At 72.4% G+C, this 15,752-nt stretch carries 13 protein-coding genes; 12 read left to right on the top strand and 1 reads right to left on the bottom strand.

Annotation, left to right across the window (positions count from 1 at the left end; genetic code table 11):
- Window positions 1–59 precede the first annotated feature (59 nt).
- The 8 genes from recG to mutM all read left to right on the top strand — a co-directional run bounded on the left by recG (window position 60) and on the right by mutM (window position 7,741).
- A complete protein-coding gene (gene recG / locus ACOTKD_RS34190; RefSeq protein ID WP_424892890.1) occupies window positions 60–2,312 on the top strand; it encodes an ATP-dependent DNA helicase RecG in 2,253 nt (750 codons plus the stop codon).
- 204 nt (window positions 2,313–2,516) lie between these two features.
- Window positions 2,517–3,116 carry a 16S rRNA (guanine(966)-N(2))-methyltransferase RsmD gene (gene rsmD, locus ACOTKD_RS34185; RefSeq protein WP_424892889.1) on the top strand — a complete coding sequence of 200 codons (600 nt, stop codon included), beginning with the start codon at window positions 2,517–2,519 and terminating at the stop codon, window positions 3,114–3,116.
- Window positions 3,113–3,622: a pantetheine-phosphate adenylyltransferase gene (coaD, locus tag ACOTKD_RS34180; protein WP_424892888.1), complete on the top strand. Its 510-nt coding sequence runs from the start codon at window positions 3,113–3,115 to the stop codon at window positions 3,620–3,622. The genes rsmD and coaD overlap by 4 nt, the downstream gene beginning before the upstream one ends.
- Before the next feature lie 97 nt (window positions 3,623–3,719).
- Window positions 3,720–4,835: an ATP synthase F0 subunit B gene (locus ACOTKD_RS34175; protein WP_424892887.1), complete on the top strand. Its 1,116-nt coding sequence runs from the start codon at window positions 3,720–3,722 to the stop codon at window positions 4,833–4,835.
- 214 nt (window positions 4,836–5,049) lie between these two features.
- Complete coding sequence (locus ACOTKD_RS34170) at window positions 5,050–5,646, top strand: YceD family protein (protein WP_190021973.1); 597 nt, start codon at window positions 5,050–5,052, stop codon at window positions 5,644–5,646.
- A gap of 2 nt (window positions 5,647–5,648) precedes the next feature.
- Window positions 5,649–5,822 (top strand): 50S ribosomal protein L32, encoded by a 174-nt coding sequence (gene rpmF, locus ACOTKD_RS34165; RefSeq protein WP_015657589.1) that lies wholly within the window; start codon window positions 5,649–5,651, stop codon window positions 5,820–5,822.
- Between the two features lie 19 nt (window positions 5,823–5,841).
- Window positions 5,842–6,696, top strand: coding sequence for a ribonuclease III (rnc, locus tag ACOTKD_RS34160; RefSeq protein ID WP_424892886.1), 855 nt, complete (start codon window positions 5,842–5,844; stop codon window positions 6,694–6,696).
- Between the two features lie 154 nt (window positions 6,697–6,850).
- On the top strand, window positions 6,851–7,741 hold the full coding sequence (gene mutM, locus ACOTKD_RS34155) for a bifunctional DNA-formamidopyrimidine glycosylase/DNA-(apurinic or apyrimidinic site) lyase (RefSeq protein ID WP_424892885.1): 891 nt from the start codon (window positions 6,851–6,853) through the stop codon (window positions 7,739–7,741).
- An 83-nt stretch (window positions 7,742–7,824) separates the two neighbouring features.
- Here mutM and ACOTKD_RS34150 read toward each other — a convergent pair whose 3' ends face one another.
- Complete coding sequence (locus ACOTKD_RS34150; protein ID WP_424892916.1) at window positions 7,825–8,646, bottom strand: CAP domain-containing protein; 822 nt, start codon at window positions 8,644–8,646, stop codon at window positions 7,825–7,827.
- Between the two features lie 364 nt (window positions 8,647–9,010).
- Here ACOTKD_RS34150 and ACOTKD_RS34145 point away from each other — a divergent pair, with 364 nt between their 5' ends.
- The 4 genes from ACOTKD_RS34145 (at window position 9,011) to ACOTKD_RS34130 (ending at window position 15,473) form a co-directional block, all read left to right on the top strand.
- Window positions 9,011–9,292 (top strand): acylphosphatase, encoded by a 282-nt coding sequence (locus ACOTKD_RS34145; protein ID WP_424892884.1) that lies wholly within the window; start codon window positions 9,011–9,013, stop codon window positions 9,290–9,292.
- A gap of 445 nt (window positions 9,293–9,737) precedes the next feature.
- Window positions 9,738–9,944: a hypothetical protein gene (locus ACOTKD_RS34140; protein ID WP_030369319.1), complete on the top strand. Its 207-nt coding sequence runs from the start codon at window positions 9,738–9,740 to the stop codon at window positions 9,942–9,944.
- Window positions 9,945–10,213: 269 nt separating this feature from the next.
- The gene (gene smc / locus ACOTKD_RS34135; protein WP_424892883.1) at window positions 10,214–13,831 is read left to right on the top strand and encodes a chromosome segregation protein SMC; all 3,618 of its coding nucleotides are present in this window, start codon (window positions 10,214–10,216) and stop codon (window positions 13,829–13,831) included.
- A 223-nt stretch (window positions 13,832–14,054) separates the two neighbouring features.
- Window positions 14,055–15,473 carry a sugar porter family MFS transporter gene (locus tag ACOTKD_RS34130; RefSeq protein WP_424892882.1) on the top strand — a complete coding sequence of 473 codons (1,419 nt, stop codon included), beginning with the start codon at window positions 14,055–14,057 and terminating at the stop codon, window positions 15,471–15,473.
- Window positions 15,474–15,752 lie beyond the last annotated feature (279 nt).

The following is a 15,752-nucleotide window of genomic DNA, read 5'->3' as shown; positions in this document are numbered from 1 at the left end:
CGGCCCGGACGGCGGCGGACGGCGCCGCGTGACGCGGCCTGTCAGTGCCGTGGTGTGCAATGGGACCCGTGCCCGCGCTTCACGAACCCCTGAAGAAGATCCTCGGCGGCAGCACCGCGAAGGTGATGGCCGAGCACCTCGACCTGCACACGGCCGGTGATCTGCTGCACCACTACCCGCGCCGCTACGCCGAGCGCGGTGAGCTGACCCGCCTCGCGGACCTGCCGCTGGACGAGCACGTCACCGTCGTCGCCCAGGTCGCCAAAGCCGCCATGAAGACCTTCAACCACGGCAAGGGCGTCCGCCTGGAAGTCGTGGTCACCGACGGCAGCGGGTCCCTGACGCTCGTCTTCTTCGGCCGCGGCGCCTACGCGCGGGAGAAGGAGCTGATTCCCGGCCGCCGCGGCATGTTCGCCGGCAAGGTCTCCGTCTTCAACCGCACCCGCCAGCTCCTCCACCCCGACTACGAGCTCCTGGACCGCGACAGCGGAGCCGACGCCGCCGAGGCCTTCGCGGGCCGCCTGCTGCCGATCTACCCCGCCTGCAAGCAGTTCCAGTCGTGGAAGCTCACCAAGGCCGTCGACACCCTGTTGGACCTCTTCGAGGCCGAGCAGTGGCAGGGCCTCACCGACCCGCTGCCCCCGTCACTGCGCGACGGCCGCGGCCTCGCGGAGCTCCCCGACGCCTTCCGCAAGGTCCACCGCCCCCGCACCAAGGCCGACATCGAGGACGCCAGGGCACGCCTGAAGTGGGACGAGGCGTTCGTCCTCCAGGTCGCCCTCGCCCGCCGCCGGCACGCCGACTCCCAGCTGCCCGCCGTCGCCCGCAAACCCGTGGCCGGCGGCATCCTCGACGCCTTCGACGCCAAGCTGCCCTTCACGCTCACCGAGGGCCAGCGCACCGTCTCCGCGGAGATCTTCGACGACCTGGCCACGGAGCACCCCATGCACCGCCTCCTCCAGGGAGAGGTCGGCTCCGGCAAGACCATGGTGGCGCTGCGCGCCATGCTGGGCGTCGTCGACGCGGGCGGCCAGGCCGCCATGCTCGCCCCCACCGAAGTGCTCGCCCAGCAGCACCACCGGTCCGTCGTCGAGATGATGGGGGAGCTCGCCGAGGGAGGCATGCTCGGCGGCGCGGAGCACGGCACCAAGGTCGTGCTGCTCACGGGTTCCATGGGGGTGGCGGCCCGGCGGCAGGCGCTGCTCGACCTCGTCACCGGCGAAGCCGGCATCGTCATCGGCACCCACGCCCTCATCGAGGACAAGGTGCAGTTCCACGACCTCGGCCTGGTCGTCGTGGACGAGCAGCACCGCTTCGGCGTCGAGCAGCGCGACGCCCTCCGCTCCAAGGGCAAGCAACCGCCGCACCTCCTGGTGATGACGGCGACCCCCATCCCGCGCACCGTCGCCATGACCGTCTTCGGCGACCTGGAGACCTCCGTCCTGGACCAGCTGCCGGCCGGCCGCTCGCCCATCGCCACCCACGTGGTGCCCGCCAAGGACAAGCCCCACTTCCTGGCGCGCACCTGGGAGCGGGTCCGCGAGGAGATCGAGGGCGGGCACCAGGCGTACGTGGTCTGCCCCCGCATCGGCGACGACCTGGGGGAGGAGAACGGCACCAAGCCGGGCGCGAAGGGCCGCTCCGGCAGCTCCAAGAGCGACCCGGAGAAGGCCGCCGCGGAGGCGGACGCCGAGCGGCGTCCGCCCCTCGCCGTCGTGGACGTCACGGAGCAGCTCACCAAGGGCCCCCTGAAGGGGCTGCGCGTGGAGGTGCTGCACGGCCGCATGCAGCCCGAGGCGAAGGACGACGTGATGCGCCGCTTCGCCGCCGGTGAGGTGGACGTCCTGGTCGCCACGACCGTCATCGAGGTCGGGGTGAACGTGCCCAACTCCACCGTCATGGTGATCATGGACGCGGACCGGTTCGGGGTCTCCCAGCTCCACCAGTTGCGCGGCCGCGTGGGGCGCGGCTCCGCCCCGGGCCTGTGCCTGCTCGTCACCGACGCCCCCGAGGCCAGCCCCGCCCGCGCCCGGCTCGCCGCCGTCGCGGGCACGCTCGACGGCTTCGAGCTGTCCCGCATCGACCTCGAACAGCGCCGCGAGGGCGATGTCCTCGGCCAGGCCCAGTCCGGCGTGCGCTCGTCCCTGCGCATGCTCACCGTCATCGACGACGAGGAGGTCATCGCCGCGGCCCGCGAGGAGGCCGCCGCGGTCGTCGCGGCCGACCCGGAGCTGGCGGGGCTCCCCGATCTGCGCACCGCCCTGGACGCCCTGCTGGACGAGGAACGCGAGCAGTACCTGGACAAGGGCTGACGCACGGCCTGAGGCGCCGCCGGGAGCCGCGAGGCCGCTGACCGCGACAGACCTGTCCGCCTCAAGTCTCCGCGGAGCCCCACGTCAAGGGCCCCGCGGAGGCGCCCGCCGGGCGCCGACGCCCTAGGCTGAAGGGGCGGCGCCCCGACCGGCCGACTGTCAGGCCGCCGCTCCGTCACACCGTCGCGAAGGACCGAGGACCCCATGACCCGCGTGATCGCCGGCACCGCCGGCGGACGCCGCCTCTCCGTGCCGCCCGGCACCGGCACCCGCCCGACCTCCGACCGGGCGCGCGAGGGCCTGTTCTCCACCCTGGAGTCCCTCCTGGGCACCCTCCACGGCACCCGCGTCCTCGACCTGTACGGCGGCTCGGGCGCGGTCGGCCTGGAGGCGCTCTCCCGCGGCGCCGCGCACGTCCTGCTGGTGGAGTCCGACGCCCGCGCGGTGCGCACCATCCGGGAGAACGTCCGCACCCTCGGCCTCCCCGGCGCCGAGGTCCGCGCCGGCAAGGCCGAGCAGATCGTCGCCGGCCCCGCGCCCTCCACCCCGTACGACGTGGTCTTCCTGGACCCGCCCTACGCCGTCACCGACGAGGCTCTCCGCGAGATTCTCCTCACACTCCGTGCCGGAGGGTGGCTTGCGGACGAGGCGCTGGCCACCGTGGAGCGCAGCACCAGAGGCGGGGAATTCCCCTGGCCGGACGGTTTCGAGGCACTGAGGGCCCGCCGCTACGGCGAGGGGACGCTTTGGTACGGTCGCGCCGCCTCGACGTGCGCCGAAGAGACATCTCCCCGCGCGTCATGAATGGACCGGAGAGCGAGGAGACACCGTTGCGCCGCGCCGTCTGTCCGGGGTCGTTCGACCCCGTCACCAATGGACACCTCGACATCATCGCCCGCGCTTCCAGGCTGTACGACGTCGTCCACGTCGCAGTGATGATCAACAAGTCGAAGCAGGGCCTGTTCACGGTCGAGGAGCGGATAGACCTGCTCCGCCAGGTCACGGCCGAGTACGGGAACGTGAAGGTGGAGGCCTTCCACGGCCTGCTCGTCGACTTCTGCAAGCAGCGCGACATCCCCGCCATCGTCAAGGGGCTGCGGGCGGTCAGCGACTTCGACTACGAGCTGCAGATGGCCCAGATGAACAACGGGCTCTCGGGCGTCGAGACCCTGTTCGTCCCCACCAACCCTCCGTCCTGGTTCGTGTCGGCCTGCGTGTTCATGGCGGGCGCCGCGGGGGGGGGCCACGTCTCCCACCTGGTGCCCCCACTGGTGCTGGAGGCGCTCACCGAACGCCTCGGCGAGCGCTGACGCCCACCCCTCCGCCGGCGGCTGTCGGGCGGGGCCCGACTGCCCGTACAGTCGTCCCCGTTCGTGTCGTCCGGCAGAAGAAAGTGGCGAGCGCCCGGTGGACGTCCAGAAGAAGCTCGACGAGATCGTCGCGACCGTCACCGCCGCACGGTCCATGCCGATGTCCGCCTCATGCGTCATCAACCGCGCCGAGCTGCTCGCCCTCCTCGAGGAGCTCCGCGCCGGGCTGCCCGGCGCGCTCGCCCGCGCGCAGGAGGTCGTCGGCGACCGCGAGCAGCTGGTCGCCGAGGCCCGCGAGGAGGCCGAGCGGATCATCGAGTCCGCGCGGGCCCACCGCGGCTCGCTGATCTCCGACACCGAGGTCGCCCGGCAGTCCCAGGAGGAGGCCGACCGCATCCTCGCCGAGGCGCGCCGGCAGGCCGAGGAGGTCCGCACCGAGGCCGACGACTACGTCGACAGCAAGCTCGCCAACTTCGAGGTCGTCCTCACCAAGACCATCGGATCCGTCGACCGGGGCCGCGAGAAGCTCCTGGGCCGCACGGAGGAGGGGGGCGGCCAGGGCGACCCCGGCGGGGACGCCCCGGAGCCCAGCTCCGACCCCCGCGTCCAGCGGCAGCAGGCCGACGCCTACGTCGACGCCAAGCTGGGCGCCGTCTCCGCGGTCCTGAGCAAGACGCTGGAGGCCGTGGGCCGCGGCCGCGAGAAGCTCCTCGGCGCCCGCCCCGCCGACGAGCTGGGCGCTCACATGGCGGCCCAGGACGGCCTCCACGCCGCCCACCCCACCAGCGACGCCGACTTCCTGGCCGGACTGGCCGCGCCCCAGGCGCAGGCCGCACCGGAGCCGGCGGCGGCCGCGCACGGGGCGCCTCATGCGACGCCCCATGCGGGCGGCTACGAGGGCTACTACGACCCCCAGGCCTACCAGCCGGACCCGTACACCTACCAGCAGCAGTACGGGGCGGACAGCGGCTCCCACGGGCACCAGCCGGACCCGTACGCGGCCCAGAGCGGCTACCAGCAGGCCGACCCCTACGCCTGGCCCGCCCACGCCCCGGACGGCGGCTACGGGGCCGCCCAGGGCGGCTACGCGCCCCAGCAGCACCAGCCCGCCCCGAGCCCGCCCCATGCGGGCGGCGCACTGGACGAGACGAGCCTCTTCGACACGTCGATGATCGACCTGGAGCAGCTCCGCCGGTACGAGCAGGGCCGCTGACCGCAGGCCGCCCCACCGGCGCGCACCCGCCCCCTATCGGCTGCGCCCGGAGGCCGATTGGGTCTACAGCGACCCGTCCAGTATCCTGGCTCTTCGGTCGCGTGTGCATTCGCGATCTCGGCTGCCCGCGTCCCCTGCGGCCGCAGGGCCGCCGTCACCGCAGCGTAGAAAGCAGGAAGCCCTGAACGCCCGCCTCGATCACCGTTCCCCTCTCGTGTTCGACACACGCGAGCTGGGCCGGCGTCCCGGTGCGCTGAAGAGGGTCTCCCGCTCCGTCCCGGCCCCCGATCACCTCGGTATCGAGGTCATCTCCGTGGCCGAGGGCGCGACCGTCGAGCTCGACCTCCGACTGGAGTCGGTCATGGAAGGGGTGCTTGTCACAGGCACCGCCCGTGCACCGCTCACCGGGGAGTGCGTAAGGTGTCTGGAGCCGCTCGAGCGAGAGCTCGAAGTGGACTTCCAGGAGATGTACTCCTACCCCGACGCCGATGACCGGAGCCGCCCCGCGGATACCGGCGACGACGCCGAGGAAGACGAAGAGGACATGCTCTTTCTCGAGGCCGACTTGCTCGACCTCGAACCCGTGCTGCGCGACGCGGTGGTGCTCGCACTGCCGCTGCAGCCGGTGTGCCAGGAAGACTGCCCCGGCCTGTGCTCCGAATGCGGCGCACGGCTGGCGGACGACCCGGACCACCACCACGAGACCGTCGACATTCGTTGGGCGGCACTGCAGGGACTCGCCGGTTCCGACCAGGACGGCGAGAAGGACAACGCACCCCGCTCCGTCGGGGATGACTCACAGGAGAAGTAGCCGTGGCTGTTCCGAAGCGGAAGATGTCGCGCAGCAACACGCGCCACCGCCGGTCGCAGTGGAAGGCTGCGGTCACCCCCCTGGTGGCGTGCGAGCGCTGCCACGAGCCGAAGCAGCAGCACATCGCGTGCCCGAGCTGCGGCACCTACAACAAGCGCCAGGTCCTCGAGGTCTGATCGGCGGGTGACAGGCTTCATGTCAGACGCCACTACGCCGAAGAGGGCGCCGGCGGACACGGCCTCGTCTCACACGCTTCTGGAAGGGCGGCTCGGGTACAAACTCGAGACCGCCCTTCTGGTGCGTGCGCTGACCCACCGTTCCTACGCGTACGAGAACGGCGGTCTGCCGACCAACGAGCGCCTGGAGTTCCTCGGGGACTCCGTGCTGGGCCTCGTGGTCACGGACACGCTCTACCGCATCCACCCCGACCTGCCCGAGGGCCAGCTGGCCAAGCTGCGGGCCGCGGTGGTCAACTCCCGTGCACTGGCGGAGGTCGGCCGCGGGCTCGACCTCGGCTCCTTCATCCGGCTCGGCCGCGGTGAAGAGGGCACGGGCGGCCGCAACAAGGCGTCCATCCTCGCGGACACCCTTGAAGCGGTGATCGGTGCGGTCTACCTCGACCAGGGCCTGGAGGCCGCTGCCGAGCTCGTCCACCGGCTCTTCGATCCCCTGATCGAGAAGTCCTCGAACCTCGGCGCCGGCCTGGACTGGAAGACCAGCCTCCAGGAGCTGACCGCGACGGAGGGGCTCGGCGTGCCCGAGTACCTGGTCTCCGAGACCGGTCCCGACCACGAGAAGACCTTCACGGCTGCTGCCCGCGTCGGTGGTGTCGCGTACGGCACCGGCACCGGCCGCAGCAAGAAGGAAGCGGAGCAGCAGGCGGCCGAGGCCGCCTGGCGCGCCATCCACGAGGCGGCCGAAGCACGCGCTGCTGCCGCCAAGAAGGCCGAGGCCGCACAGCCGGCCGACGCCGGGAAGGCCGAGGCCGGCAAGGCCGAAGCCGCGGAGCGGGCCGGGGCCGAGGCCCCCGAGGCCGGCACCGAATCCTGACGCACGTCCCCCAACGCGGGGCGGGCCTGACTCCAGGCCCGCCCGGCGTTCGGCGAATGTGCCGCCGTACGCGAGCACCCGCCCGTACGCAAGTACCGGCATCCGGAGTACCGGCCGCCTCATGCGCGGCCGCCCCATGCGCTGGAGGAGCACCGTGCCCGAACTGCCCGAGGTCGAGGTCGTACGCCGCGGCCTGGAGCGCTGGGTCTGCGGCCGCACCGTGGCCGCCGTCGACGTCCTCCACCCCCGCGCCATCCGCCGGCACCTCGCCGGGCCCGGTGACTTCGCCGCCCAGCTCACCGGCCGCCGACTCGGCGTGGCCCGCCGGCGCGGCAAGTACTTGTGGCTGCCTTTGGAGACGGACGGCCCCACGGGGCCCGACCGCGCGATCCTCGCCCACCTCGGCATGAGCGGCCAGCTCCTCGTCCAGCCGCATGAGGCCCCCGATGAGAAGCACCTGCGCCTCCGCATCCGCTTCGCCGACGACGCCGGCACGGAGCTGCGCTTCGTCGACCAGCGCACCTTCGGCGGCCTCTCCCTGCACGACACGGTCCCCGGGGACCCCGAGGGGCTCCCCGACGTAATCGCGCACATCGCCCGCGACCCCCTGGACCCCGCCTTCGACGAGGCGGCCTTCCACGCCGCACTGCGCCGGCGCCGTACGACCATCAAGCGCGCTCTGCTCGACCAGTCGCTGATCAGCGGGGTCGGCAACATCTACGCCGACGAGGCGCTGTGGCGCTCCAGGCTGCACTACGACCGCCCCACAGCGACCCTGACCCGGCCGCGCAGCGCCGAGCTGCTCACGCACATCCGCGAGGTCATGAACGAGGCCCTCGCCGTCGGCGGCACCAGCTTCGACAGCCTCTACGTCAACGTGAACGGCGAGTCCGGCTACTTCGACCGCTCGCTGGACGCGTACGGGCGCGAGGACGAGCCGTGCCGCCGCTGCGGCACGGCCATGCGCCGCCGCCCCTGGATGAACCGCTCCAGCTACTTCTGCCCCCACTGCCAGCGCCCCCCGCGCCCGCGCGCCGCTTCCTAGCGGCGCCCGGCCGGAAGGGCCTTGGCGTGCGCCCCGGGTGGCGCGGAGCGCAGGGCACCGCCGGCCGGTCGGCGGAAGCCCCGTCAGTAGCCGAAGTCCTGTGTCCACCAGGGGCCGCTCCCGCTGGTGTTCAGCCCGATGCCGAGCGTCCGGTACTCGCCGTTGAGGATGTTCGCGCGGTGCCCTGCGCTGTGCATCCAGGCGTCCATGACGGCGCGGGCGTCGGGATGGCCCCGCGCGATGTTCTCCCCGCCGAGGTTCCGGATGCCGCGCTTGGCGGCGCGGTCCCAGGGGGTGCGGCCGTCCGGGTCCGTGTGGCTGAAGAACCCCCGCCGGGCCATGTCGTCACTGAACGACTGGGCGAGCCTCGTCAGTTGGGCGCTGGCCCGCAGGGGCCGGCAGCCCGCCTTGGCACGCTCCTGATTGACCAGGGCGAGCAACTGCTGCGCCATCGCCGGGTACATGCTGGCCTGTTCGGCCGCGCTCTCCCGGCCCGTCAGCTGCGCGTGACCGGCGGCCCGGGCTTGGTCCTGGGCGCGGGCCGCGGGGTCCGTGCCGTCGTCGTCCGGGGCGTCGGCAGGGGGTGCCTCGCCCGCTTCCTCGGAGCCGGTGCCCGCCTCATGCGGCTCCCCGGGCCCGGGAGCGGGGCCGGAAGGTGCTGCCGATGGCGTGGCGGGCGCGGAGGGGGCGGCCGGTGCCGAGGCGGCCACAGGCGCCGCGGTGTCCGCACGAGGCGCATGGGGCCGCTCGGCGTTGCGGCTCACGTGCGGTTGGCCCCGGCCGGGGCCGGCGCCGTCCGGCAGGGCGAACTCGACGGGCGGCTCGTCGGTCCGCACCTGCCGGTCCCCGCTGCCGTCGCTGCCGAGCTGGAGGGTGCCGCCGCCGGAGAAGAGGCCCGAGGTCATGGCGACCACGCCCATGGCCATCGCGGCGGACGCGCCCAGCAGGCCCGTCCGTACCGGTGTCCTCGCCCGGCTGCGGGCGGGGCGGCGGGAGCCCGGGGGCCGTGGACCGCCCGCCGGCCCGCCGGCTTCGTCAGGGGGGCCGGACTCCGGGGCGCCGTACGTCCCCCCGGCTGCCGGGGGAGCGGGGACGGGGCTGCCTGCGGTCCGTGGGCCAGAGCGTCGGTGGCGACCCATCCGCTGCCTTCCTTACGTGTTCGGCTCGGTGTGCGTCACTCGTACGGGGCGACCTGTCGACCGGCGACTGTACGGCAATAGCCGAGGGGTCGAAGTGCTGATTATGCAATTGGCCGGTTAGCGTGCAGACATGAACGAGAATGTCCGTCTCACGGCGTGGGTCCGTGGACATGTGCAAGGTGTCGGCTTCCGGTGGTTCACACGGGAGAACGCTTTGCGGATCGGAGCGCTGGCCGGCTTCGCGTCGAATCTCTCCGACGGCCGGGTCCAGGTCGTCGCGGAAGGCCCGCGCGAGGGATGCGAACTTCTGCTCGATTGGTTGCGGACGGGCGACACGCCCGGGCGGGTGGACGGGGTCACCGAGATCTGGGGTGACCCGCGGGGCGGATACGACGGGTTCGAGATCCGCTGACGGATCCGCCGACATAACGGTTCGGAAAACGGAAAATCATCCAGGAGGGGAGCGGGAGGGGCGCGCGGGGGCCGTGAAGAACGGGTGCGAAGGGCCGCGATGACCTTAGTGATATGCCGTTGGCATATGCGAAGGGCAGAAATTCCCTGATGGTTGCCAAGACGGCCCCGGCGTGGAAGGCTGCGAGACAACGGATGATCTCCACGCCCCTTCGGGCCCCGGCAGAGTTCGGCGCCGCGCACCTACCGCCGCGCCCCCTGGGACGCCCGCGGATACGGGGTGTGATCGTGTTGACCGTCAAACCTTTTGGTGAGACTCTGGAAGCCCCGCGCACCTTAGCTGTTTGGCATTGAAGACTGCAGTAGCGATGGCAGACACCGCGGGTGCGAATCCCTCACGACCCACACCGCTTCGGTCGGTCACTCAGTGTGGAGGACCATCCATCATGGCAAAGGCGCTTCTCGGTTACGTCGGCGGCTCCGACCCCCGAGTCCTCGCCGAGATGCGACGGCTTCAGCAGCGTGTCCAGGACCTCGAATCCGAGCTCATCCGGATGCAGGCCGAGAATGACGCGCTGTCTGCCGCCGCTCACCACGGCGACTCGCTGCTCGACAGCATCGACGTTTCCAAGGCGGAGCCTGCGCTCGCCTGACCAGAGGCCCTGCCCCGGGGGCCGGTCGGGCTGCACTGTCAGCCGCTTGAGAGTTGCAAGGGACGCTTCGGCGTCCCTTCGTCATTTCTGATCATCATATGGTCGCGGTATTTCCGGTGATTGCGGCTATTTTTTCCCACTTTTCGGTGCGCTCTTAACGACTGATGTGCCCTGCCCCTTCCCGGGTGAAACCCTTTGCGGCGGCACGGCGCGCCAGCACCCCGTCCGGGACGGTGCCGGGAGAGGGCCGGACGGTAGAGTCCTTCCGCGTGCACCTCAAGAGCCTGACCCTGCGGGGGTTCAAATCCTTCGCCTCCGCGACGACCCTGCGCTTCGAGCCCGGGATCACCTGCGTCGTGGGACCCAACGGCTCCGGCAAGTCCAATGTCGTCGACGCCCTCTCCTGGGTCATGGGCGAGCAAGGGGCCAAGTCCCTGCGCGGCGGCAAGATGGAAGACGTGATCTTCGCGGGGACGACCGGCCGCCCGCCGCTGGGCCGCGCCGAGGTCTCCCTCACGATCGACAACTCCGACGGCGCCCTGCCGATCGACTACTCCGAGGTCACCATCACGCGGATCATGTTCCGCAACGGAGGCAGCGAGTACCAGCTCAACGGCGACACTTGCCGGCTCCTCGACATCCAGGAGCTCCTCTCGGACTCGGGCATCGGCCGCGAGATGCACGTCATCGTCGGCCAGGGGCAGCTCGACTCCGTCCTGCACGCCGACCCGGCCGGCCGCCGGGCCTTCATCGAAGAGGCGGCGGGCGTCCTCAAGCACCGCAAGCGCAAGGAGAAGGCGCTCCGCAAGCTCGACGCGATGCGCGCCAACCTCGCCCGCGTCCAGGACCTCACCGACGAACTGCGGCGGCAGCTCAAACCGCTCGGCCGGCAGGCCGCCGTCGCCCGCCGCGCCGCCGTCATCCAGGCCGACCTGCGCGATGCCCGCCTGAGGCTCCTCGCCGACGACCTCGTCGCCCTCCGGGAGGCGCTGCGCACCGAGCTCGCGGACGAGGCCGCGCTCAAGGCCCGCATGGACGCCGCCGAGGCCGAGCTGCGGACCGCGCTCCAGCGTGAGGCGGCCCTGGAGGAGCAGGTGCGGGCGCTCACTCCACGCCTGGCCGGTGCGCAGCAGACCTGGTACGAGCTCTCCCGCCTCGCCGAGCGGGTACGGGGCACGATCGGCCTCGCCGACGCGCGCGTCACCAGCGCGACCTCCGCCCCGGCCGAAGAACGGCGTGGCCGGGACCCGGAGGACCTGGAGCGCGAGGCGGCCCGCATCCGCGAGCAGGAGGCCGAACTGGAGGCCGCCCTGGAGGCGGCGAGCCGCGCCCTGGAGGACACCAGCGAGCACCGTGCCGCCCTGGAGCGGCAGCTGGCGGACGAGGAACGCCGCCTCAGGGACGCCGCCCGGGCCATCGCCGACCACCGCGAGGAGCTCGCCCGGCTCCAGGGGCGCGTCACCGCCGCCCGTGGCCGTGCGGCCTCCGCACAGTCCGAGATCGACCGGCTGGTCACCGCGCGCGACGAGGCCCGGGAGCGCGCGGCCGCCGCCCAGGAGGAGTACGAGCGGCAGCAGGCGGAGGTCGCGGGGCTCGACGCCGGGGACGCCGAACTGGCGAGCCGGCACGAGGCCGCCAAGGCGGAACTCACCGCCGCGGAAGCCGCACTGACCGAGGCCCGCGAGGAGGCCACCGCCACCGAACGCCGCCGCGCGGCCACCGGCGCGCGCCGCGACGCGCTCGCCCTGGGGCTGCGCCGCAAGGACGGCACGGGGGCGCTGCTGGCTGCGCAGGATCGTTTGTCCGGACTGCTGGGCCCGGCAGCCGCGCTGCTGACCGTCGCCCCCGGCTACGAACTGCCGGTCGCCGCCGCCCTCGGGGCCGCCGCCGACGCGCTCGCGGTCACGGACACCACCACGGCGGCCGAGGCGCTGCGGCTGCTCCGCAAGCAGGACGCGGGGCGGGCGGCGCTCGTGGTGGCACGGGGCCTGGAGCGCGGCGCGGCGCAGAGTGACGGCCTCGTGCCGGGCCCCGTGCCGGCGCCCGCACGGGGCCCGCAGGGCGCCGCCCCGTGCGGCCCCCGTCCCGCCCTCGAACTCGTCGACGGCCCCGCCCCCGTCGTCGACGCCGTCCGCCCCCTGCTGCGCGACGTCGTGGTCGTCGCGACGCTGGAGGACGCCGAGGAACTGGTCGGCGAGCGCCCCGGGGCCGTCGCCGTGACCGCCGAAGGCGACCTCCTCGGGGCACACTTCGCCCAGGGAGGCTCCGGCGGCGCACCGAGCCTCCTGGAGGTCCAGGCGGCCGTCGACGAAGCCACTGCCGAACTGGCCGACCTGGACGCGCGGTGCGCCGTCCTGCAGACCGCACAGCGCGACGCCGTCGCACGGCGCGCCGAATGCGCCGCACGCGTGGAGGAGCTGGCCGCCCTGCGCAGCGCCGCCGACCGGGAGAAGTCCCAGGTCGCCCAGGCCCTCGGGCGGCTCGCCGGGCAGGCGCGCGCGGCGGCCGACGAGGCCGGCCGGACCGCCGCGGCCGTGGCCCGCGCCGAGGAGGCCCTCGCCCGGGCCGGCGAAGAGGCCGAGGAGCTCGCCGAACGGCTGGCCGTGGCCGAGGAGGCCGCCCCGGGCGAGGGAGCCGGCGAGCCCGACACCTCCGTACGGGACCGGCTCGCCGCCGACGGCGCGAACGCCCGGCAGACCGAGATGGAGGCGCGGCTCCAGGTCCGTACGCACGAGGAGCGCGTCAAGGCCCTCGCGGGCCGGGCGGACGGCCTGGACCGCGCGGCCCGCGCCGAGCGCGAGGCCCGGGCCCGCGCGGAGAGGCGCCGCCTCAGGCTGCAGCACGAGGCGCGGGTCGCCGCGGCCGTCGCGTCCGGCGCACGGCAGCTCCTCGCGCACGTCGAGGTCTCCCTCGTCCGCGCCGACGAGGAGCGGCGCCACGCGGAGGAGGCGAAGTCCGTCCGGGAGCGGGAACTCGTCGCCGAGCGCAACCGGGGCCGCGAGCTGAAGGGCGAGCTGGACAAGCTCACCGACTCGGTGCACAAGGGCGAGGTGCTCGGCGCGGAGAAGCGGCTGCGCATCGAGCAGCTGGAGGCCAGGGCCCTGGAGGAGCTCGGCGTCGAACCCGCGGGCCTGGTCGCGGAGTACGGGCCGGACCAGCTCGTACCGCCGTCCCCGCCGGCCGAGGGCGAGGAACTGCCGGAGGACCCGGACCACCCCAGGAACCGGCCCGCCCCGTACGTCCGCACGGAGCAGGAGAAGCGGCTGCGGGCCGCCGAGCGCGCCTACCAGCAGCTGGGCAAGGTCAACCCGCTCGCCCTGGAGGAGTTCGCGGCTCTGGAGGAGCGCCACCAGTTCCTCTCCGAGCAACTGGAGGACCTCAAGAAGACCCGCAGCGACCTGCTCCAGGTCGTCAAGGACGTCGACAAGCGCGTCGAGGAGGTCTTCACCGAGGCGTACCGGGACACGGCCCGCGAGTTCGAGGGCGTCTTCTCCCGGCTCTTCCCCGGGGGCGAGGGGCGGCTCGTCCTGACCGACCCGGACGACATGCTGGCCACCGGCGTGGACGTCGAGGCGCGCCCGCCGGGCAAGAAGGTCAAGCGCCTGTCGCTCCTGTCGGGCGGCGAGCGCTCCCTGACCGCCGTGGCGCTGCTCGTCGCGATCTTCAAGGCGCGGCCGAGCCCGTTCTACGTGATGGACGAGGTCGAGGCGGCGCTGGACGACACCAACCTCCAGCGGCTGATCGGGATCATGAAGGAGCTGCAGGAGAGCTCGCAGCTGATCGTGATCACGCACCAGAAGCGGACGATGGAGGTCGCCGACGCCCTGTACGGCGTCTCGATGCAGGGCGACGGCGTCTCCAAGGTCATCAGCCAGCGACTGCGTTGATCTTGTTATCCCTGTCGGCGACTTCACTTCTTCAAGTGTTGAACTCAACCTGTGAGATGCCTGCAGGAAACTTCTTGGTTACGACCTATTGACTTAAGAAAATGAAGACATAGGGTCTGCAGCGTTGCTAATACCTTCAAGTGGTGAGCCCCCAAGTCGTGTGCCCCACTTGAAGGGCCAGCCCCCCACGCTCGGCAGTGCCGCCGGGCCTCAGGAGTACACGTTGACCAGCACTGCGACGGCGCAGGGGTCCGAGGGCCGCAAGGCCCAGCCGGACCACCTCGGGCATGTCATCTTCATCACCGCGGCCGCGGCCATGGGTGGCTTTCTCTTCGGCTACGACAGCTCCGTGATCAACGGCGCCGTCGAGGGCATTCGCGGGAAGTACGACATCGGCTCCGCAGCCCTGGCCCAGGTCATCGCCATCGCCCTCATCGGCTGCGCGATCGGCGCCGCCACCGCGGGCCGGCTCGCGGACCGCATAGGCCGCATCCGCGTCATGCAGATCTCCGCGACGCTCTTCACGATCAGCGCCGTCGGCTCCGCCCTGCCGTTCGCCCTGTGGGACCTCGCCTTCTGGCGCGTCCTCGGCGGCATCGCCATCGGCATGGCCTCCGTCATCGGCCCGGCCTACATCGCCGAGGTCTCGCCGCCCGCCTACCGCGGCCGCCTCGGCTCGTTCCAGCAGGCCGCGATCGTCGTCGGCATCGCCGTCTCGCAGCTCGTCAACTGGGGCGTCCTCAACCTCGCCGACGGCGACCAGCGCGGTCACGTCATGGGCATCGAGGCCTGGCAGCTGATGCTCGGCGTCATGGTCGTCCCGGCCGTCCTCTACGGTCTGCTCTCCTTCGCGATCCCCGAGTCGCCCCGCTTCCTGATCTCCGTCGGCAAGGTCGACAAGGCGAAGGCCGTCCTCGCCGACGTCGAGGGCCACGGCGTCGACCTCGACAAGCGCGTCGCCGAGATCGAGCTCGCGATGCACAGCGAGGAGAAGTCCACCTTCAAGGACCTCATCGGCGGCAAGGCGGGCTTCCTGCCCATCGTCTGGGTCGGCATCGGCCTGTCGGTCTTCCAGCAGCTCGTCGGCATCAACGTGGCCTTCTACTACTCGGCCACCCTGTGGCAGTCCGTCGGCATCGACCCGAGCGACTCGTTCCTCTACTCGTTCACCACGTCGATCATCAACATCGTCGGCACCGTGATCGCGATGATCTTCGTCGACCGCGTCGGCCGCAAGCCGCTCGCCCTCGTCGGCTCCGCCGGTATGGCCATCTCCCTCGCCCTTGAGGCCTGGGCCTTCTCCGCACAGGCCGGCGACGGCTCCCTGCCCACCGCGCAGGGCACGGTCGCCCTGATCGCGGCGCACGCCTTCGTGCTCTTCTTCGCCCTCTCGTGGGGCGTCGTGGTCTGGGTCTTCCTCGGCGAGATGTTCCCCAACCGCATCCGCGCCGCGGCGCTCGGCGTCGCCGCCTCCGCGCAGTGGATCGCCAACTGGGCCATCACCGCGAGCTTCCCGAGCCTCTCGGACTGGAACCTCTCCGGCACGTACGTCATCTACGCGGTCTTCGCCGTGCTCTCCATCCCCTTCGTGCTCAAGTACGTCAAGGAGACGAAGGGCAAGGCGTTGGAGGAGATGGGCTAACCCCCCCGCCGCCCTCTCCTCAACAGGACGCTGCCCCGGCTCACCGACGAGCCGGGGCAGCGTCCTGTTTGCGTACGACGCGACGGGGTGTTGCCTGCCGCCTGTCGCTTCAGGAGGGCGGGCGGCCGCCTCATGCGGCGCCTCATGCGCTGTCCCATGCGGTGCCTCGTGCGCCCGCCTCATGCGCCGCCATGCGGCGGTCTCGCGCCACCTGGCAGGGGGAGAGCCGCCCGGAAGAGCCGACGCCGCTGCGGGCGGGAGGCCACGGCGCAAGGGGGC

Origin of the sequence: Streptomyces sp. XH2, from assembly GCF_049725035.1 — a bacterium.
Taxonomy (GTDB): Bacteria; Actinomycetota; Actinomycetes; order Streptomycetales; family Streptomycetaceae; genus Streptomyces; species Streptomyces roseoverticillatus.
The sequence above is the reverse complement of the archived record's forward strand: the minus strand, read 5'-3'. Positions and strand labels throughout refer to the sequence as shown.

Bases quoted from the DNA above. Each gene is read 5' to 3' on its own strand.
- recG (WP_424892890.1), top strand. From the start codon at position 60: ATGGGACCCGTGCCCGCGCTTCACGAACCCCTGAAGAAGATCCTCGGC.
- rsmD (WP_424892889.1), top strand. From the start codon at position 2,517: ATGACCCGCGTGATCGCCGGCACCGCCGGCGGACGCCGCCTCTCCGTG.
- coaD (WP_424892888.1), top strand. From the start codon at position 3,113: ATGAATGGACCGGAGAGCGAGGAGACACCGTTGCGCCGCGCCGTCTGT.
- rnc (WP_424892886.1), top strand. From the start codon at position 5,842: ATGTCAGACGCCACTACGCCGAAGAGGGCGCCGGCGGACACGGCCTCG.
- ACOTKD_RS34150 (WP_424892916.1), bottom strand. From the start codon at position 8,646: ATGACCTCGGGCCTCTTCTCCGGCGGCGGCACCCTCCAGCTCGGCAGC.
- ACOTKD_RS34145 (WP_424892884.1), top strand. From the start codon at position 9,011: ATGAACGAGAATGTCCGTCTCACGGCGTGGGTCCGTGGACATGTGCAA.
- ACOTKD_RS34140 (WP_030369319.1), top strand. From the start codon at position 9,738: ATGGCAAAGGCGCTTCTCGGTTACGTCGGCGGCTCCGACCCCCGAGTC.